The following is a 17172-nucleotide window of genomic DNA, read 5'->3' on the forward strand; positions in this document are numbered from 1 at the left end:
GGGGTGTCCCGGCGAGTACCGGGGGGACTTGTCTCATCATTCGTTGCGCCAACCTTCCCACAGCGGTGGAATAAATACACCGGCACCGTTATCATTCAGGATAATCCGACCAGTACGTTTAATGTGAAATTCCCCGACTGTGCGTGTATGGAGGAACGTGACGGAACCGATACCACCGGTCACGGCGGGCCGGGGGCGGACCCATGAGCGAGACGGCGACCCGCGGGCGAACCGTACAGCTTCTGGAGTTCGAACTGGGGACCGAGACATACTGTGTCGACATCGGACACGTCGCCGAAATCGTGGACGTGAACGATCTCACGGTGATCCCGAACGCCGCGAGTCACGTCGAGGGGGTGATGGATCTCCGGGGCAAGACGACGACGATCGTCGATCCAAAGGTGGTGTTCGGCATCGACGACGACGGGGACGGCAAGCGGATCGTCGTGTTCGATCCCGACCGGACGGCAGAGGGCAAGTCGATCGGCTGGATCGTCGACGAGGTCGAACAGGTCGTCGAGGTCGACGAGAGCGACGTGGAGTCTTCCCCCGTCGACGACGACGAGGCAGTCAGGGGCGTGATCAAGCGCGACGACGACTTCGTTATCTGGGTTCGCCCGACCGTGGTCGATGTGTCGTAGCGACGCCCCCGCCGGCCGACCGACTGCTATCATCACCGATAACTCGGCCAGTAGCTTCTTGTACGACGAAGCGAACCGATTCGATGAAGCCTCACCGACGAGGGACGTACCGGGATGTTCCCGGCTCGGCCCGTTCGGGTCAATCGGAGGGGACGACGGACACGGCGCGCGAACGGAAGGTTGGGCCCCGCTTCGCCCGCGCACGGCTCGCGATTCGTTCCCCGATCGACCGCGTGATCCCTGCCACCAAAGAGTACGAACATGACGACCGAACTTTCGGACGCGACGGTGCTCATCGTCGACGACGAGCAGTCACTGGCGGATCTGTACGCCTACTGGATCGACGAGTTCGCCGAGGCGCGGACGGCCTACGACGGTAACGAGGCACTGGAAAAACTGGACGACGATATCGACGTAATGTTGCTCGACCGACGGATGCCCGGTCTCTCGGGCGACGCGGTCGTCGATGCGGTTGCCGAGGAGGATTTCGACGTGCGGATCGTCATGGTGACGGCGGTCGATCCGGGGTTCGAAATCGTCGACATGGAGATCGACGACTACCTGGTGAAGCCCGTCGATCAGCCCGAACTCATGGACACCGTCGAGCGGATGGTGGTTCGGAACTCCTACGACGATCAGCTCCAACTCAAGTTCCAGCTCGTCGAGAAGAAGGTGACCCTCGAGGAGGCAAAGACGCCACACGAACTCGACGAGAGCGAGGAGTATCAGAAACTGCTCCGCCAACTCGACGCCGTCGAGAGCGAACTCGACTCCACCGTCGAGGAGTTCGACGACACCGATTTCACGGTCGCGTTCAGAGAACTCCCGAACGGCGGCCCGGTCGATTCCACCGAGGGGTAGTTACCGGACGACCGTCACCGGCACGGGCGACCGGCGGACGACCGACTCGGCGACGCTCCCCAGCAGTACGCGCGTGACGCCTTCTCTGCCGTGGCTCCCGATGACGATGCCGTCCACGTCGTTGTTCTCCGCCCACTCGACGATGGCTCGCGAAGGCATTCCGATCACCGTCTCCGCCGTCACGTCGACGCCGTGTTCGGCTGCCGTCTCCCGCGCTTCTTCCAAGACGTTCTCGACTCGTTCCTCCGCAGTCCGTTGCAGACGATCGAAGGTGCTCGGTGCGGCCTCGATCGATCCATAGCCCACGTCCGTGGGATCGATCACCGAGAGGATCGTGATGTCGGCGTCGGGATACTCATCCAGCGCGAACGAGAGCGCGGCGTCTGCGGGGTCCGATCCGTCGACGGGAACGAGCAGTCGTTTCGTCATGACGGAGGATCCGGGCGACGGCACCGTAAGCGTAGGGGTCCGTTCCGTCCGACCGGGAACGCCGGCGCGGTGCCGTCGTCCGACAGGATAGTCAGGTTTTCGTAGGATGGCCCGCTACCCCCGGTATGGGAAGCCAACGTTTCGCCTCGCGACGCGGATTTCTGACGGCCGTCGCGGGTGCCGCGGCGACGGCGACCGCCGCCGGCACCGCGGCGGCGCAGGCGTCGTTCGGTGGGTGGATGAGCGACGTGGGCAACTACAGCGAGGTCGAGGACGCGACCGAACAGGACGAGGTGACGATCACGGTCGGCGCCGAGGGTAACGGCGGTGCCTACGCCTTCGGTCCTCCGGCGGTCCAGGTCGACCCCGGAACCACCGTCGTCTGGGAGTGGACCGGCGAGGGGGGACAACACAACGTCGTCGCCGAGGAGGGCGGTGACTTCGAGAGTGATCTCACCGCCGAAGCCGGCTTCACGTTCGAACAGACTCTCGACTCCGAGGGGACGATCAAGTACTTCTGCCAGCCCCACCGCGCGCTCGGCATGAAGGGTGTCGTCGTCGTCGGCGCGATGCCCGACTCCGACGGTGGTGGTGGCGGTGGCGGCGGTGGTGGCGGCGGCAGTTCCGCGCCCGCCGTCCCCGACAGCGCGAAGGCGCTCGTAGTCGCACTGACGAGCGGTCTGGTTTCAGTCCTCGCTCTCGCTTACTTCTTCGTCCGATACGGCGGCGATTACGGCGAGACGTTCGAGAGCGCTTGATTCCCCGTTCCGATTCCTGCCACCCGACCCGCGAGTGGCGACACTGGCGACCACGGCCCGGGCACCACCGGCGGATCCGGACGCGGTGGGTCGCCCCTCCGGTCGGCATCGGCGGCGGACCCGTCGACGGGCGCCGGTTGGGTGAAGCGGTTCCAGTATACGTTACGCCCGTGCGGTGGCTCCCCGACCGTCGTCCCAAGGGGATACACTCAAGCCCGGCGCGTCCACAGACACCATCGTGTACGAACGGGTCCTCGTACCCACGGACGGGAGCGATGCGGCGACGGCCGCTGCCGAGCACGCTATCGACCTTGCGGCGACCTGCGATGCGACGGTTCACGCGCTCTACGTCGTCGACGTCAGAATGAGTCCTATCAGTACCGGGATGGATCGCGAGGCGGTTCTCGACCTGCTCGACCGGTCTGACCACCAACCGGTGGCGTCGGTGACGGCGCTGGCTGAGGCGGCCGGCGTCCCGGTCGTCGAGGCGATCCGCCTCGGCGTCCCCCACGAGACCATCCGGGCGCACGCTGCGGAGCACGACATCGACCTCGTGGTGATGGGCACCCACGGTCGCACCGGTCTGGAACGCACCCTCCTCGGGAGCGTCACCGAACGCGTCCTCCGGACGGTCGACGTCCCGGTCCTGACGGTCCGGGGACCGATCGACGACGACTGACCCGACGGCGAGGCCGACTACCCGAAGGCCGCGAGGGCCACCGTCGAACGCGAGGCGATGGGCAGCGTGGTGGCTCCGAGGGCCGCGGGACGTCACGCTCCCGGCGTCGTCCGGTAGAGTCCCGAGTCGCTCGTGACCCCCAGCTACACGGAGGTGGCCGCTGTTGTTCGACGCATGACATCCGCCGACCGTATCGTAGTCCTCGGTGGAACGTTCTCCCCGATCCACAACGGCCACCGCGCCCTGTTGCACCACGCCTTCCAGACGGCCAGCCACGACGGCGACGGTGACGGCCACGTCGTCGTCGGACTGACCGCCTCCGAACTCGCGGCCGAGATGCGAAGTGATCCATCGCACGCGGAATTGATCGGATCGTACGCCAAGCGCCGCGACGCGCTCGGCGCGGAACTCGACCGGATCGGCGACGCCTACTCGGCGTCCGCCGCGATCAGTCGCCTGGCGGACCCCGACGGTCCGGCCGCGACCCGCGAGGCTGTCGACGCCCTCGTCACGTCGCCGGAAGCCAAAGCCCAACGCCGAGCCTACGGGATCAACGAACGCCGCGTCGAGGCCGGACTGTCGCCGCTCGAAATCCACACCGCTCCCTTCGTCGTCGACGAGGAGGGGACCCGCATCAGCAGCACTCGCATCCGGGACGGCGAGATCGACGTCCACGGTCGGCATCCGGACTGAACTGGTCCCGCCAGTCGGGAATCGCGGTCGAGGGGGCGACCCGCCGCGAGCGGGACACGGAACGGCTCCCGCGAAATCTCCGATTCGCTATCGCGACATGCAATTTACGATCCGTCGACCCGCTCGACGAGGGTCCGCGCCCGGTCGACGGCATCGACGGCGCTCTCGCCGAGGACGTAGGTGATCGGTTCGATGCCGAAGGCGCCCTCGTGGTAGACGACGCCGGGGACGCCGTCCGCGAAGAGCGCCCGCAGTCGCTCGCGCCGGTCCTCGTAGGCGGCGTCGAACGCGACGGCGTCCAGCGACTCCGGCACCGCCGCGAGGAGGTCGTCGGACGTGGCCAGGTTGATCGCCCCACGAATCGACGGATCGGCGGTCGTGGCGGCGAGAAGCGTCGTCGCGACGTGCTGTGAGGCGCCGAACTCGGGGTTCGAGGGGACGTTGATCCCCCCGCGCATCGCGTGGATGCGCCCGGGAACCGCCGCCACGTCCGTCTCGTCGGCCGGATCCGGGAGTGCCATCGCCACGTTCGTCCCGACGTTCGGGACGTGGGCGGCCACGCCCGGCGCGTTGGCGAAGGCTCTGACCGCCCGGCGGACGTTCGAGAGCACCTCGCGCTCGGCCTGGACCGCCCGGTCGCGCCCGCGTACGCATAGATCACAACCCATCCCTTCGAGCGCGGGCATCTCCTCCTCGTGAATCGCACAGATCGGTCCTCGATCCTCGAAGTCTCTGACGAGTTCCAACAGCTCCGCCAGCGCCTCGTAGTCGTCCATGCGGCCCGTCGCGAACCCCTCGGCGATGCGCTCGACGGTCGCCTGCATCCGTGACTGTTCGACGAACCGCTCCTCACGCCCGCCGTCGCCCGCGAGATACTGACTCACGGCCGCCTGTGATACTCCGAGGCGGTCGGCGATCTCGCGCTGAGCGAACCCACGCTCCGAGAGTTCGGCAGCGAGCATCGACCGTACCGTGGGGAGGAAACGCTCGACGACGATCTGGCTCGGTAACTGCACCGTCACGGTTCCACCACCCGTGTCCCGTGATCCATATCCCCACCTCGGGGCGACGGGAGTTATAAGCTAGTCACCGCCGTCGCCCTCGCCACTCCCAAACGCTTTCGTTCGGTGCCGCCGACGAGCGTCTATGCAGCAGGTGCCAGTCGACGACGTGGCGGCGCACGGACCGGACGCAGGCTGGCGATACGCGTCCACGGACGGCAGTGATCGGTTCCCCTCGGAGTGGTTCGGAGCGTCCCCGGATCCCTCGATCATCGTTGCGCGCGAACGGAGTCGTCCGTTCGTACAGGGGCCACTCACGGTTCATACCGCCGCCGACCCGATGAGGTCCAGTGGTGTCTTCCCCCCGGCGGTCCGGGGCGCCCACCGCCCCGGGAGCGCCGTCCACGGGACAGTCGCCGGACTGAACGTCGTCGCTCCCGGGCGGCCCTCCGACATCCGGATGGACGGCGAGCGATGACGACCGATCGACTGCGCTGTTATCGCTGTGGGGCGTCGGGTGACCGGTCGTCGAGGAGTCGGTGTCCGTGTGGAGAACCGCGCTGGTTCGACACCGACGGGGGCTACGATCCGGCGGACCCGCCCGACGATCACGGCGTCTGGCGCTACCGCGACCTGCTTCCGGTCGACGAGCCCCAGGGGTTGGCGGTGGCCGCAGGCGGGACGCCGCTGGTCCGCACAGCCGGTCTCGACGCGTTCGCCGGCTGTCGAACTTGGGTGAAAGACGAGGCCGAACATCCGACTGGAAGTTTCAAGGACCGCGGGAGCGCCGTCGGGGTCGCAGACGCCCTCGAACGCGGGGTGTCGACTGTCGGCACCGTCTCTCACGGAAACATGGCGATGAGCGTGGCGGCCCACGCCGCGGCCGTCGACCTCGACTGTGTCGTCCTCGTGCCCGCCGACATCCCGTCCGAGCGGCTGGCGATAATCGACCGGTACGACCCGACGATCCTCCGGATCGACGGCGACTACGGCCGCCTCTACGCGGAGTCTCTCCGGATCGGCGACTCGCTGGATATCGCCTTCCTCAACTCCGACGTGCCGACACGCGTCGCCGGCCAGAAGACCACGATGCTGGAACTCCTCGACGCCTGGCGCCCGTCGGCGCCGGACGCCGTCGTGATGCCCGTCAGCAGCGGCGGCCACGCGAGCGGTGCGTGGAAGGCCATCCGTGACCTGCGCGATGGCGGCGCCCTTCCCGGAACGCCGAAGCTCTGTTTCGTCCAGGCGGCGGCCTGTGCCCCGGTCGCGACCGCGTTCGAGGCGGATGCGGAGACGGTCACGCCCGTGGAACCGGGCGAAACCATCGCCTACTCCATCGCCAACGCCGACCCACCCAGCGGGACGCGGGCGCTCGCGGCGGCACAGGCGACCGACGGGGCCGTGGTGAGCGTCGACGACGACGAAATCAGGGCGGCCCGGAGGCGATTCGCCCGAGACGCGGGCTTTGCCGTCGAAACGGCGTCGGCGACGACGCTCGCGGGAGCGCGTCGACTCGCCGCCGACGGCGTGGTCGGGCCGGACGACCGCATCGTCCTCGTTGCGACCGGTTCCGGACTCAAGGAATCCGCCGAGGCGTCCGCACCCGACCCGGCGGCGGTGGCGCTCGACGAACTGGCCGGGACGCTCGCCACGCGGTTCGAGTAGATTCCCTCCCGATCCGTCTTCGGCGTCGACGGTTCCCCGACCCCCGCGAGAACATTTGATATAGCGGAATATGGTTTATTGGTTGTGTACGCGACGCCGCTCAGGCGAGGGCGTAGATGTGCTCCTCGTACGTCCGTCGGACCCGATCGCCCCAGTCGTGGGTGTAGGTGTCGATCACGTCGCTGGCCACGTCGCCGCGGAGATACTTGACGATGCCTCGGTCGCCCGTGCGATCGCGGAGGTGCGTCGTGAAGAAGTGCCGGAAGTAGTGAGGCGTGACGTTCTCCTCTGCACCGCCGCCCTCGCGGTGCCACCCTCGGGCGCTCGCGTATATTTCGACGGTGTGGTGGACCGCGTGGGGCGTCACGCGTCGCCCCCAGTTGTCGCTCGTGCTCACGAAGAGGGGACGAGCACGGGAGATTGGATCGGGGCGGATGGCCAGCCACCGACGAAGCACCCGGCGAAGTTCCCCGTCGACCGGGATCACCGTCGCTCGCTTTCGCTTGTTCGCGGCCGTCCGACGCTCGCCCTCGGTCACGTCGCCGACGGCACGATCCGCGGCCACGAACAGGGCGTCGCCGCGGCCGTCGAGTTGCGGTCGGATCGACACGTCGAGAGCGTTCCGAGTCACCGGGATCGAGAGGTCCTGTACGTCGAGGTTGCAGAGTTCGCCGACCCGGATGCCCGTCTTGAGCATCGTCACCAGTAGCGCGCGATCGAGCGGGTGAGCGACGCTGGCGACGAACTCCCGCATCTCCGGAACCGATATCTCGCGGCGGGTCGGGTCGGTGTTGATCCGCTCGTCCATCTCCTCGACGACGAGCGTCATCGGGTTGCTCTCGAACGCACCGACTTGGGTCATGTAGGCATAAAACCGGTGGAGGTAGGCCGCGTAGGTGGCGACGGTACTCTCCGCGACGGTTCCTCGCAAGCGGTGGACCCACGCCATGCAGTCCCTGTGTTCGGCCGCTGCCGGTCCGTCGACGCCCTGATCGGCGTCGAGAAACGCCTCGAAGTCCCGCAGGACACGCTCGTAGGCAGTTCGCGTGCGGTCGGTCTTCCCGTGGAACGTCATATCCTGCAGGAAGTAGCCCACGGGGTCGTCGACGTCGTCGCTCACGCGTCCTCCACCAGTCGGTAGCCGCCCGCCCGAGGACTGTGCTGGACGACGTTTCGCCGTTGTAGCTCCGCGAGTGTCTCCTCCAGGCGGTCTTCCACGTCCTCAGTCACCGCGGCGACCAGGTCGTCCCACGAACGGCCGTCTTTCGGGTCGAGGGCGTCTCTCACCTGGGGTTCGAGCCCCGAACTCGGGGGTTCTCCGGCGTCCTCGTCCTCGGTCGGCCCGGGCACCTCGAAGTCCCGACGCCCCGCTTGGACCATCGTCCGGACGAACTCGCTTTGGCTCATCCCGAGACGCTCCGCGTGTTCGCGCCAGCGTTCCTTCTGGTAGGGCGGGACGTACGTCTTCACCGCGACGCTGTCGGCGTCGTCTCCCATACCCCCCCATCGAACCCTTACCTCTTCAAAGTAGGCCCACCTGTGAAGATAAATGCTCTTATTTGTGCCACTAGGTCCTCAGTTGCTCCCCGAAAATCAGTATATCTGTGTACGCGGGGCCAAAATTATCGCTATTGAAGGGATATATTCACAAATACAACTCAGTCGGCCATCGACACGGCTACGCCCGTTCGATCAACGCGGCCGAGTCGTTTCGCGGATCGTTCACTTGTGACGAGACCGGGTAGGCGATCAACTCGTCGTCCGGGTACGGATCCAGTAGCGCCCGCGCCTCCTCGATTGATCCGTGGAGCCACGTCGACTCCTCGTCCGGCTCGAGGACGACTGCCATCCGGTGGTGGAGATCGGCGACGAGGTCGTTGGGTTCCGTCGTCACGACGGCGAACGACTCCATCGGCTCCGGATCCTCGGAGACGTCGCCGTGCCCGAACTCGCCGAGACCGGTCTGTCTCGACGGTGGCTTCCACCGCGACCAGATGCCGGCCATGGCGAACGGCCGGTCGTCCTCGAAGGCGACTCGGTACGGCTGCTTCCCCGACGAGTGATTCACCCACTCGTAGAACCCGTCCGCGGGCACGAGACAGCGGCGCCGTTCGAACGCGTCGGCGAAGCTCGGCTTCTCGGGTAGCGTCTCCGCGCGGGCGTTGATCAGGTCGGTCGAGGCCTCGTCGGCCCACGACGGGACCAGCCCCCACTGCTGTCTTCGCATCCGGTCCGGGTCCGCTCCGGTCACGACGGGAAGGGTCTGGCCGGGGGCACAGTTGTATCGCGGCTCCAGATCCGGAGTCGCCGTCCCGAAGCGTGCCGCCAGTCGTTCGGCCGACGTGAACAGCGTGTATCGCCCGCACATGGACGGCCGTTGGGCCGAGACGTGCATAAACCGCCCGGGGCGTCGGGTGCCGAATAGATAAACTGCATATCGCTATAAACAATCGGCGTGTCCCGTTCGGCGGCCACGACCCGAACCTGTGTCGAACTCGCCGCGGTGGCGACGGTTCGGGACGGTTGTCGACCGACCACGGGACCACCCCCCGGCTCAGCGGGTCGGACGGGAGCGAACCGTCGACCGAATCTGCGTGACTTCGACGTCACACGACGCACATGTCCGTTTCTCCTCGGCGACGTACACGGTCTCACAGCACGCACACCGAAAGAGCCGGGCGGACACGTTCCGGGACGCCGTCCCCTCGCCGCTCGTCGACCGGCCGACCGAGTCGTTCCGAAGCCCCGTGAGCACGTCCGCGATTCGTTCGATCATCGATCACTCGTGTGACTCGGAGCCGGCATATATCCACGCAACCTTACGGCGCGGGACGTTTGTTGAATAACCGAGTGACAGGCCCCGATCCCTCGATCTGACATCTTCCGGTGGATGGGGACGTGTCTCGCCCGCCTCCGTCACGCCTCGGGAGCGAAGACCGTCACGTCCCCATCCCTCGTCAGTCCGAACTCGACTGCCGTCTCCAGTCGGTTCTTGACCGTGTGCTCTTCGAGTCGCCCGAAGAGGTGGGTGTAGAGTTCCGGCCGACAGTAGGCGAGTTTGATCCCCGTCTCGTCGCCTCGTTCGTACACCTGGTCGACCAGTTCGTCGAACGAGGTTCCTGCCTCGACGGCGAAACGGACTGGCGACCGGACGACCCGGAGTAGCTCCAGCGTTCCGTGGGCCTTCTCGACGTTCTCCTCGGCGGCGCGTTCGATAGCGCTCACATTCGAGTCGGTCGTTCCCAGCATTTCTGCCACCTCCTGTTGGGTGTGGCCCGCCTCGCGCAGTTCCAGGACCTCCACCTGCCGTTCGGTCAGCGTCGTCGACGTAGCCGAGATCATGCCGGTCAAACGAATCTGTTTGAGATAAGCCTTTGTTTCAACCTTCTCTTTGCCACGTGTATGGACGGGATCCCTGTCGACCGTCGCGGCGTTCTCTCCGCCCTCGCCGCGTCGGTCGGTGGTGTCGGCGGCTGTCTCGGCGTGGGTCATACCGCCGATCCGCCCCCGACCGTGTCGGTGCTTGCCGCCGGCAGTCTGAACGACGCCCTCGAAAACGGGCTCCGGTCGCGGGTCGACGCCCGTCTTCGGGTCGAAGCTCACGGCTCCGCGGAGGTCGCACGGCTCGTCGCCGCAGGGACCAAGGCTCCCGACATCGTCTCGCTGTCGGACGTGGCTCTCTTCGACGGCCCGCTCGATCCGTCGTGGTACGCCGAGTTCGCGACGAACGCGGTCGTCGTCGCGTACGACGCCGACAGCGAGGGAGGGCGACGACTGGCGGCGGCCGCCCCCGATCGCTGGTATCGCCCGCTGCTCGCGGAGGGGGTGTCGCTCGGCCGCACCGACCCGGATCTCGACCCTCTCGGCTATCGCACCCTGTTCGTCCTCGACCTGGCGACCGAGTACTACGGGCTGGAGACCGATCTCGGGGAGGCGATCCCCCGTCGCGAACAGATCTTCCCCGAAACCCGGCTCGTCAGCCAGTTCGAGACCGGGGCGATCGACGCCGCCATCACCTACCGCAGCATGGCCGAACAGCGTGGGTACGACTACGTCTCTCTCCCCCCCGAGATCGATCTGGGAACGCCTCGCTTCGCCGATCGGTACGCCGCCGTCTCGTACGAACTCCCGAGTGGCACGGTGGTGAGGGGCGCGCCCGTGAGCTACGGATCGACGATGCGCCACGACTCGGCTCCCGTGCGCGCCGTGTTCGAGCGTGCGATCACCGGCGCGTACCTCGGCGAGTTCGGATTCGTGGTGCCCGACGACTACCCGCGGTTCACCGGTGACTCCCCCGATGATCTCGCACGCTGACAGCCTGTCGCGGCGCCTCGACTGGCTCTCAGCTACCGGTCTCCTCGGTGCGACGTTGCTCTGTTATTATCTCGTCCCTCTCCTCTCGCTGGTACTGGCCCAGCCGCCGGGCGCGGTCCTCGCCCGCCTCACCGACCCCGACGTCGTCCGCGCCGCCAAGACGTCGTTGCTGGGGGCGGGCGCGAGCACCCTGCTCGCGACGCTCCTCGGCCTCCCGCTTGCCTACTGGCTCGCCCGCGCCGAGGGCCGCCTGCCGACGCTTCTCACCGCCTTGGTGGTGCTTCCGCTCGTTCTCCCCCCGGTCGTCAGCGGCATGGTGCTGCTGACCGTCGTCGGCCCCGATACCCTCGTCGGTGGGGCGGCCGCCACGGCCGGCGTGCCCCTGACGCGGTCGCTCGCGGGCGTCGTCCTCGCCCAGACGTTCGTCGCCTCGCCGTTCGTCGTCGTCACGTCGAAGGCGGCCATCGAGGGGGTCGACCGCCGTCTCGAATACGCCGCCCGTTCGCTCGGCAAGCGGCGGTTCACGGCCGTCCGACGGGTGACGCTTCCCCTCGCGTGGCCCGGTATCCTCGCCGGCGTCACGCTCGCGTTTGCCCGCGCCATGGGGGAGTTCGGTGCGACGATCATGCTCGCGTACTACCCGCGGACGATGCCGGTCCAGATCTGGATCTCGTTTACGACGCTCGGCCTCGACGAGGCCTTCCCCATTGCGGTCGTCCTCGTCGGCCTCGCGGTTGCGACGCTCGTCGTCCTCGAAACGCTCGGCACCAACCCCCTCGAATGACACTCGACGTGACCGGACTGGAACTGTCCTACGACGGGTTCGATTTCGGCCCGGTCGACCTCGTCGTCGACGACGAGATCCTCGCGATCCTCGGACCGTCGGGCAGCGGCAAGTCGACGCTTCTCGCGGCGGTCGCCGGTATGGTGACGCCCGACGCCGGCCGCGTCACTCTCGACGGGCGGTCGCTCGTGGGACGACCCATCGAGGAGCGCGGTGCCGGTGTCGTCTTCCAGGACGGCGCGCTGTTCCCGCACCTGACCGCGCGGGAGAACGTCGGTTTCGCCGTCGAGGGAACCGGACGCGTCGACGACCTCGCGGCGCTGTTGGAGATCGAGTCCGTTCTGGACCGCCGCCCGGCCGCCCTCTCCGGCGGGGAGCGCCAGCGGGTCGCCCTCGCCCGGACGCTCGCGGCCGATCCCGACTTTCTCCTCCTCGACGAACCGCTGTCGAGCCTCGACGCGCCGACGCGACGGCGGCTTCGAGACGAACTCGCCGACCTGTTCGACGGCCTCGATATCCCCGTCGTCTACGTCACCCACGACCGACGCGCCGCGACGGCGCTCGGGGATCGGGTGGCCGTTCTGCACGACGGGCGCGTCGAACAGGTCGGTCCGCCCGTGGCGGTTCTGAACCGGCCGCGAACGGCCTTCGTCGCCCGGTTTACCGGCGCCGAGAACGTCTTCGAGGCGAGGGTCGTCGACCGAACCGACGGGGCTGTCGTCCTCGCCGTGGGCGACGCCACACTCCAGGCCCGTGTCGACGGGGCCGTCTCCTCGCCCGTCACGGCCTGCGTCCGCCCCGCCCGCGTCGGGGTGACGCCCGCCGGATCGGCGGACTGTGGTGACGGCCTCCGTGGAACGATCCGGCGGGTACTGAACGAGGGCGACGACCGACGGGTGACCGTCGCCCTGGACGGCGCCGACCTCACGGTCGTCGCGACGGTCCGCGCGGGGACGACCGACGGCCTCGACCGGGGCGCCCCGGTGGCGGTGTCGGTACCGCCGGCGGACGTCCACGTGATTCCGGAATCCGGCTCGGACCGAGGGTAATCGTCGGCCAGTTACGGTCGAGCGGTCGGACGGGGGCGAGAAGCGAGGTGGTGAGTCGACGGATGGAGGGCCGAAGGCGGGTAGTGACGACTCGTAGCCGTAGACACTCGTTCCCGGGGCAGCGTCTCACGGCCTGAGAGACCGGCGCGAGCGACCGTCGGACGAACGTTTTACGGCGCTCGGATGACGTGTGTGAGCCATGTCTTCGCTCCGGTCCGGATCGGTACACGTCGCCGTCGTCGGGGCCGACGACACGGCGGCGTCGTTCCGTTCGGGTGTCGGTTCGGGTGAGCCGCCGGTCCGCGTCGAGTCCCGCCGACCGGCGGCCGTCCACGAGGGGGCCGAACTCGACGGGGTCGACTGCCTGCTCGTCGACGATGGGGCCTCGGGCGTCGACGCCGCCGCCGTCGTCGCCGACGCCGGCGAGGTCGACGACGCTCCGCCAGCCGTCGTGCTGGTCGCGGGCGGATACGATCGGACGACTGCGGCCCTGGCCGCCGGTGCTGCGGATACGCTCCCGCGCCGAATCGTCGAGGACGACCCGCATCTGCTGACAAGTCGGGTCACCGCCGTGGTGGACTGTGGGCACGACCGAACCGCTGCGGAGGAACACGAGAAGTACTCGACGCTGGTCGAGCAGAGTTCGGACGGCGTCGCCGTCGTCCAAGACGAGTCGTTCACGTTCGTCAACGATCGGTTCGTGGAGATCACCGGATACGACCGACCGACGCTTCTCGACGGCCCGTTCTACGACGTATTCACGCCGGAAAGTCGGGAAGTGGTCCGGGAGCGGTATCGTCGGCGCGTCGCCGGCGAGTCGCCGCCGGATCGATACGACGTCACGGTGGAGACTGCCGACGGCGACGTGCGAACGCTCGATCTGGTCGTCTCCCGGATCCGGCACGGCGGCGAACCGGCGACGATGGTCAACTTTCGTGACGTAACCGAGCGCCGGCGCCGCGAACGCGAGTACGAACAGATCTTCGACGGCGTCAACGACACCATCTCCGTTCACGACCCCGAGTCCGGCGAGATGATCGACGCCAACGGGAGCCTGTGTGACCTGCTTGGCTACGAGAAGTCGGCGCTTCTCGACCGTGGCGCGACGGCGATCAGCGTCGAACGCGAGGGGTTCACCGAGGAGCGTGGCAAGGAGATCATCGACTCCGTCGTCGAGTCCGGCGAGTCCGAGCAAGTGGAGTGGCAGGTCGAAACCGCAACCGGAGAGCGTCGATGGCTGGAGATCAACGCCACGACCGCCCGGATCGGCGGCGAGACGCGATACCTGGCGATCGGGCGCGACGTGACCGAGCGCAAGCGCCGGGAGCGCGAGTACGAACAGATCTTCAACGGCGTCACCGACATCATCAACGTCTACGATCCGGAGACGGGTGAGCTGGTCGCGGTCAACGACACCATGTGCGAGTTGACGGGTTACGACCGCGAGACGATACTCGATCGCGGGATCGGCGCGCTGAGTGCGGCCGAGGAGGGGTATACGCCCGATCACGTCCGAGAGACCCTCGACGAGGTGATGGCAAGCGACGAGCCACGGGACCTCGACTGGGCGCTCGAAACCGCGGACGGCGAGATCCGGTGGCTCGACGTTACCGCGACGACGGCGACGATCAACGGCGAGGACCGACTGTTGACCATCTCGCGGGACGTGACCGAGCGCCGACGCTCGGAGCAGCGACTCCGGGCCATCCTCGACCGCATCGACGAGGCCGTCTTCTTGGGGCCGGTCCACGAACTCGACCGCGCGTCGCCGAACCCCGACTTCCTGAGTTCCGGGTACGAGGAGATCTGGGGACAGCCGCTCTCGACGCTTCACGAGCGCTATCCGGACGGCTTCTTCGGGACGCTGCACGAGGACGACGAGGCCGGCTACCGCCACTTCATCGAGGAGATTCAGGCCGAGGTCCCGTCCGAGACGGCGGCGGACCGCTACGCCCACGAGTACCGGATCGAGCGGCCGGACGGCGAGATCCGGTGGGTTCACTCCGACTTCTACCCGACCACCTGGACGAACGGGCCGCCACGGATCGTGATCGTCAGTCGCGACGTGACCGAGCGCAAGCGCCGGGAGCGCCGGATGGCGTCGTTCAACGCCGCGACCGAGGACCTCACGACCGCGGATCGGCCGACCGAGGCAGCCCGGATGGCAGTCGAAGCGGCCACCGAGACGCTCGGTCTGTCCTCGGTCTGTGCGTTCCTCTACGACGACGACGAGGGCGTCCTCCGCACCGAGGTGTGTGCGGGGCGGGTCCCCGACGGGTTCCGCGATCGGGTCGTCGACGCCGACGGCGGTCCGCTCTGGCACGCCTTCGCGACCGGGAGCGTCGTCACGCCCGCCGACGGCGACGATCCCGCGGGCCTCGCCGACTGGCGGGCGCTCGCGCTGGGCAATCACGGCCTCCTGCTGGTGGGGGAGCCGGACCGGTCGCTCGACCCGGACACGATCCAAGCCGCACACGTCCTCGCGGCGACGCTGGAGGCCGCGCTGAACCACCTCCGCGGTCAGCGCCGACTCGCCGCCCAGGAGGAGCGGCTCCGGACCCAGACGGAACGGGCCGAACGACTGGACCGCATCGCAACCCTCACCCAGCAGGTCGAAGCCGCAATCACCGACGCCTCGGGTGTCACGGAGGTCGAGTGTGCGGTCTGTGATCGCCTCGCCGACGCCGGGCCGTACGAGTGTGCCTGGATCGGCGGCGTCGAGGTTGGCGCCGACCGACTCACGCCCCGGGTGACCGCAGGCACGGAGACGGAGACGGGGACGGGAACCGGCACGGGGACGGGACTGTCGACGACGACCGCCGGCCCCGATCCCCACCCCGCGGTCGCCGCTTGGCGGGCCGACGAGATGCAGGTCGCCGAGTCGCTGGTCGCCGACGGCCCGAGCGGCGACTGGCGGCGGGACGCACTCGCCGCCGGGGTCCAGTCGATCTGTGCGGTTCCGTTGACCTACGACGGCATCACCCACGGCGTCCTCGCGGTGGGTGCGTCCGCCCCCAACGCCTTCGCCGAGCGCGAACGGGAGGTCCTCGACCAACTCGGCACGTCGGTCGGCTACGCGCTCGCAGCCATCGAGCGCCGCCGCGCCCTCGAGTCCGACGAGACGGTCGAACTCGTCTTTCGCGACGCCGATCGGGCTGCCGTGACGTTGCCCTTCGTCCGGGCCGCGCGCGCGGCCGACTGTCGGGTGTTCCACGAGCGAACCGTCACCCGCGACGGGAGCGTGAGCGTCTTCTTCACCTTCGAGGCGGACCGCGACGACGTGGTCACTGTCGCGGACCGGACGCTTCCGGGCGAGGTGTCGGTCGTGACCGACGACGCCGATTCGACCCTCGTCGAGGTCCGGACCGACTCCTGGTTCGGCTCGCCGCTCGCGGAGTACGGGGCGGTCCTCCGGCGGGCGACGGCGACTCCCGACGGGACGACCATCGTCGTCGAGGTGTCGGCGCAGGCGGACGTCCGCTCCTTCGTCGACCGGCTTCGCGAACTCGCGCCGTCCGTCGAACTGGTCGCGAAGCGACAACATCAGCGTCAGGAGCGGACGCCGACGGAACTCCGGGACCGGGTAACCGAGCGCCTCACCGACCGCCAGCGCGAGGCGCTGACGACCGCACTTTCGGCGGGCTACTTCGAGTGGCCCCGCGAGAACGACGGCCGCGAAGTCGCCGAACGACTCGGGATCACGCAGCCAACCCTCAACAAACACCTGCGACTCGCCGAGCGGAAGACGTTCTCTCTCCTGTTCGACACGGCGACCCTCGATGCCGGTGGCGAGTGACCGATCAACGGCGGCGACACTATACACGTAGCCCTGTCGTCGTGGCGGGACGACGTTCGTAGACAGCAGGACTGGGAGGGTGGCGCGTGAGCGTGGAACCGAGACCGATGACGTCCTACAAACCCTCCCCCGGCCGGCCGACCGACGAACGGGAACCGATTCGAACGGACGAAGTACTGGCCCTGCTGGAAGACGACTACAGTCGGGCCATCCTCGAGGCCGTCCACGCGGAGCCACGGTCGGCCCGCGACCTGGTCGAGGAGTGTGAGGCCTCCCGGGCCACGATCTACCGTCGGCTGGACCGTCTCGACGACGCCGGCCTGGTGGAGTCGTGGCTGTCGTACGACGCCGACGGTCACCACCGAACCGTCTTCGAAGCGACCGTCGACGCCGTCACCGTCGGCCTCGACGCGGACGGCATCGGCGTGACGGTCGAGACCGACGACGGCGCCGCCGAGGGCTCCGTCCTCGGGGACTGACTCCGGTCTCCGACCGCTTGCCC

Annotated in this window: 19 protein-coding genes; 12 read left to right on the forward strand and 7 right to left on the reverse strand. The window is 68.1% G+C overall.

Going from position 1 to position 17172, the window contains the following annotated elements; all coding sequences use genetic code 11:
- The first annotated feature begins 203 nt into the window (after window positions 1-203).
- Together NBT82_RS03600 and NBT82_RS03605 are read left to right on the forward strand one after the other, a co-directional pair.
- On the forward strand, window positions 204-641 hold the full coding sequence (locus NBT82_RS03600; RefSeq protein ID WP_251330220.1) for a chemotaxis protein CheW: 438 nt from the start codon (window positions 204-206) through the stop codon (window positions 639-641).
- Between the two features lie 261 nt (window positions 642-902).
- On the forward strand, window positions 903-1502 hold the full coding sequence (locus NBT82_RS03605) for a response regulator transcription factor (RefSeq protein ID WP_251330221.1): 600 nt from the start codon (window positions 903-905) through the stop codon (window positions 1500-1502).
- On the opposite strand, the gene NBT82_RS03610 is transcribed toward NBT82_RS03605, so the two are convergent.
- Window positions 1503-1931, reverse strand: coding sequence for a universal stress protein (locus NBT82_RS03610; RefSeq protein ID WP_251330222.1), 429 nt, complete (start codon window positions 1929-1931; stop codon window positions 1503-1505). It lies immediately after the preceding gene.
- 125 nt (window positions 1932-2056) lie between these two features.
- On the opposite strand from NBT82_RS03610, the gene NBT82_RS03615 reads away from it, so the two are divergent.
- The 3 genes from NBT82_RS03615 to NBT82_RS03625 all read left to right on the forward strand — a co-directional run bounded on the left by NBT82_RS03615 (window position 2057) and on the right by NBT82_RS03625 (window position 4061).
- Window positions 2057-2689, forward strand: a complete 633-nt coding sequence (locus NBT82_RS03615) for a halocyanin domain-containing protein (RefSeq protein WP_251330223.1) — start codon at window positions 2057-2059, stop codon at window positions 2687-2689.
- Between the two features lie 238 nt (window positions 2690-2927).
- Complete coding sequence (locus tag NBT82_RS03620) at window positions 2928-3368, forward strand: universal stress protein (RefSeq protein WP_251330224.1); 441 nt, start codon at window positions 2928-2930, stop codon at window positions 3366-3368.
- Between the two features lie 174 nt (window positions 3369-3542).
- On the forward strand, window positions 3543-4061 hold the full coding sequence (locus tag NBT82_RS03625) for a phosphopantetheine adenylyltransferase (protein WP_251330225.1): 519 nt from the start codon (window positions 3543-3545) through the stop codon (window positions 4059-4061).
- A gap of 104 nt (window positions 4062-4165) precedes the next feature.
- On the opposite strand, the gene NBT82_RS03630 is transcribed toward NBT82_RS03625, so the two are convergent.
- Window positions 4166-5083, reverse strand: a complete 918-nt coding sequence (locus tag NBT82_RS03630; protein ID WP_251330226.1) for a thiamine-phosphate synthase family protein — start codon at window positions 5081-5083, stop codon at window positions 4166-4168.
- Between the two features lie 124 nt (window positions 5084-5207).
- Here NBT82_RS03630 and NBT82_RS03635 point away from each other — a divergent pair, with 124 nt between their 5' ends.
- Both NBT82_RS03635 and thrC read left to right on the forward strand, forming a co-directional pair.
- Complete coding sequence (locus NBT82_RS03635) at window positions 5208-5540, forward strand: hypothetical protein (RefSeq protein ID WP_251330227.1); 333 nt, start codon at window positions 5208-5210, stop codon at window positions 5538-5540.
- On the forward strand, window positions 5537-6727 hold the full coding sequence (gene thrC, locus NBT82_RS03640; protein WP_251330228.1) for a threonine synthase: 1191 nt from the start codon (window positions 5537-5539) through the stop codon (window positions 6725-6727). The genes NBT82_RS03635 and thrC overlap by 4 nt, the downstream gene beginning before the upstream one ends.
- A gap of 100 nt (window positions 6728-6827) precedes the next feature.
- Here the strand turns inward: thrC and NBT82_RS03645 are convergent, their stop codons facing one another.
- The 5 genes from NBT82_RS03645 to NBT82_RS03665 form a co-directional block, all read right to left on the reverse strand.
- Window positions 6828-7802 carry a tyrosine-type recombinase/integrase gene (locus NBT82_RS03645; RefSeq protein WP_251331342.1) on the reverse strand — a complete coding sequence of 325 codons (975 nt, stop codon included), beginning with the start codon at window positions 7800-7802 and terminating at the stop codon, window positions 6828-6830.
- A 41-nt stretch (window positions 7803-7843) separates the two neighbouring features.
- Window positions 7844-8224 (reverse strand): DUF5805 domain-containing protein, encoded by a 381-nt coding sequence (locus NBT82_RS03650; protein WP_251330229.1) that lies wholly within the window; start codon window positions 8222-8224, stop codon window positions 7844-7846.
- A gap of 181 nt (window positions 8225-8405) precedes the next feature.
- The gene (locus NBT82_RS03655) at window positions 8406-9095 is read right to left on the reverse strand and encodes an SOS response-associated peptidase (RefSeq protein ID WP_251330230.1); all 690 of its coding nucleotides are present in this window, start codon (window positions 9093-9095) and stop codon (window positions 8406-8408) included.
- A 186-nt stretch (window positions 9096-9281) separates the two neighbouring features.
- Window positions 9282-9503, reverse strand: a complete 222-nt coding sequence (locus tag NBT82_RS03660; protein WP_251330231.1) for a hypothetical protein — start codon at window positions 9501-9503, stop codon at window positions 9282-9284.
- A 140-nt stretch (window positions 9504-9643) separates the two neighbouring features.
- On the reverse strand, window positions 9644-10069 hold the full coding sequence (locus tag NBT82_RS03665) for a Tfx family DNA-binding protein (protein WP_251330232.1): 426 nt from the start codon (window positions 10067-10069) through the stop codon (window positions 9644-9646).
- A gap of 60 nt (window positions 10070-10129) precedes the next feature.
- Here NBT82_RS03665 and NBT82_RS03670 point away from each other — a divergent pair, with 60 nt between their 5' ends.
- The 5 genes from NBT82_RS03670 to NBT82_RS03690 all read left to right on the forward strand — a co-directional run bounded on the left by NBT82_RS03670 (window position 10130) and on the right by NBT82_RS03690 (window position 17149).
- A complete protein-coding gene (locus NBT82_RS03670; RefSeq protein WP_251330233.1) occupies window positions 10130-11041 on the forward strand; it encodes an extracellular solute-binding protein in 912 nt (303 codons plus the stop codon).
- On the forward strand, window positions 11025-11825 hold the full coding sequence (locus NBT82_RS03675) for an ABC transporter permease (RefSeq protein WP_251330234.1): 801 nt from the start codon (window positions 11025-11027) through the stop codon (window positions 11823-11825). The genes NBT82_RS03670 and NBT82_RS03675 overlap by 17 nt, the downstream gene beginning before the upstream one ends.
- Window positions 11822-12874 carry an ABC transporter ATP-binding protein gene (locus NBT82_RS03680; protein WP_251330235.1) on the forward strand — a complete coding sequence of 351 codons (1053 nt, stop codon included), beginning with the start codon at window positions 11822-11824 and terminating at the stop codon, window positions 12872-12874. Before NBT82_RS03675 ends, NBT82_RS03680 begins: the two co-directional genes overlap by 4 nt.
- Window positions 12875-13073: 199 nt before the next feature.
- Window positions 13074-16670, forward strand: coding sequence for a PAS domain S-box protein (locus NBT82_RS03685; RefSeq protein ID WP_251330236.1), 3597 nt, complete (start codon window positions 13074-13076; stop codon window positions 16668-16670).
- A gap of 107 nt (window positions 16671-16777) precedes the next feature.
- Window positions 16778-17149, forward strand: a complete 372-nt coding sequence (locus NBT82_RS03690; protein WP_251330237.1) for an ArsR/SmtB family transcription factor — start codon at window positions 16778-16780, stop codon at window positions 17147-17149.
- Window positions 17150-17172 lie beyond the last annotated feature (23 nt).

It is taken from the genome of Haloplanus sp. HW8-1 (genome assembly GCF_023703795.1).
Lineage (GTDB): Archaea > Halobacteriota > Halobacteria > Halobacteriales > Haloferacaceae > Haloplanus > Haloplanus pelagicus.

What these genes read in the sequence shown, in the direction of transcription:
- NBT82_RS03600 (WP_251330220.1), top strand. Translation starts at nt 204, where the DNA reads ATGAGCGAGACGGCGACCCGCGGGCGAACCGTACAGCTTCTGGAGTTC.
- NBT82_RS03605 (WP_251330221.1), top strand. Translation starts at nt 903, where the DNA reads ATGACGACCGAACTTTCGGACGCGACGGTGCTCATCGTCGACGACGAG.
- NBT82_RS03610 (WP_251330222.1), bottom strand. Translation starts at nt 1,931, where the DNA reads ATGACGAAACGACTGCTCGTTCCCGTCGACGGATCGGACCCCGCAGAC.
- NBT82_RS03615 (WP_251330223.1), top strand. Translation starts at nt 2,057, where the DNA reads ATGGGAAGCCAACGTTTCGCCTCGCGACGCGGATTTCTGACGGCCGTC.
- NBT82_RS03625 (WP_251330225.1), top strand. Translation starts at nt 3,543, where the DNA reads ATGACATCCGCCGACCGTATCGTAGTCCTCGGTGGAACGTTCTCCCCG.
- NBT82_RS03635 (WP_251330227.1), top strand. Translation starts at nt 5,208, where the DNA reads ATGCAGCAGGTGCCAGTCGACGACGTGGCGGCGCACGGACCGGACGCA.
- thrC (WP_251330228.1), top strand. Translation starts at nt 5,537, where the DNA reads ATGACGACCGATCGACTGCGCTGTTATCGCTGTGGGGCGTCGGGTGAC.
- NBT82_RS03645 (WP_251331342.1), bottom strand. Translation starts at nt 7,802, where the DNA reads ATGACGTTCCACGGGAAGACCGACCGCACGCGAACTGCCTACGAGCGT.
- NBT82_RS03650 (WP_251330229.1), bottom strand. Translation starts at nt 8,224, where the DNA reads ATGGGAGACGACGCCGACAGCGTCGCGGTGAAGACGTACGTCCCGCCC.
- NBT82_RS03655 (WP_251330230.1), bottom strand. Translation starts at nt 9,095, where the DNA reads ATGTGCGGGCGATACACGCTGTTCACGTCGGCCGAACGACTGGCGGCA.
- NBT82_RS03660 (WP_251330231.1), bottom strand. Translation starts at nt 9,503, where the DNA reads ATGATCGAACGAATCGCGGACGTGCTCACGGGGCTTCGGAACGACTCG.
- NBT82_RS03665 (WP_251330232.1), bottom strand. Translation starts at nt 10,069, where the DNA reads ATGATCTCGGCTACGTCGACGACGCTGACCGAACGGCAGGTGGAGGTC.
- NBT82_RS03670 (WP_251330233.1), top strand. Translation starts at nt 10,130, where the DNA reads ATGGACGGGATCCCTGTCGACCGTCGCGGCGTTCTCTCCGCCCTCGCC.
- NBT82_RS03675 (WP_251330234.1), top strand. Translation starts at nt 11,025, where the DNA reads ATGATCTCGCACGCTGACAGCCTGTCGCGGCGCCTCGACTGGCTCTCA.
- NBT82_RS03680 (WP_251330235.1), top strand. Translation starts at nt 11,822, where the DNA reads ATGACACTCGACGTGACCGGACTGGAACTGTCCTACGACGGGTTCGAT.
- NBT82_RS03685 (WP_251330236.1), top strand. Translation starts at nt 13,074, where the DNA reads ATGTCTTCGCTCCGGTCCGGATCGGTACACGTCGCCGTCGTCGGGGCC.
- NBT82_RS03690 (WP_251330237.1), top strand. Translation starts at nt 16,778, where the DNA reads ATGACGTCCTACAAACCCTCCCCCGGCCGGCCGACCGACGAACGGGAA.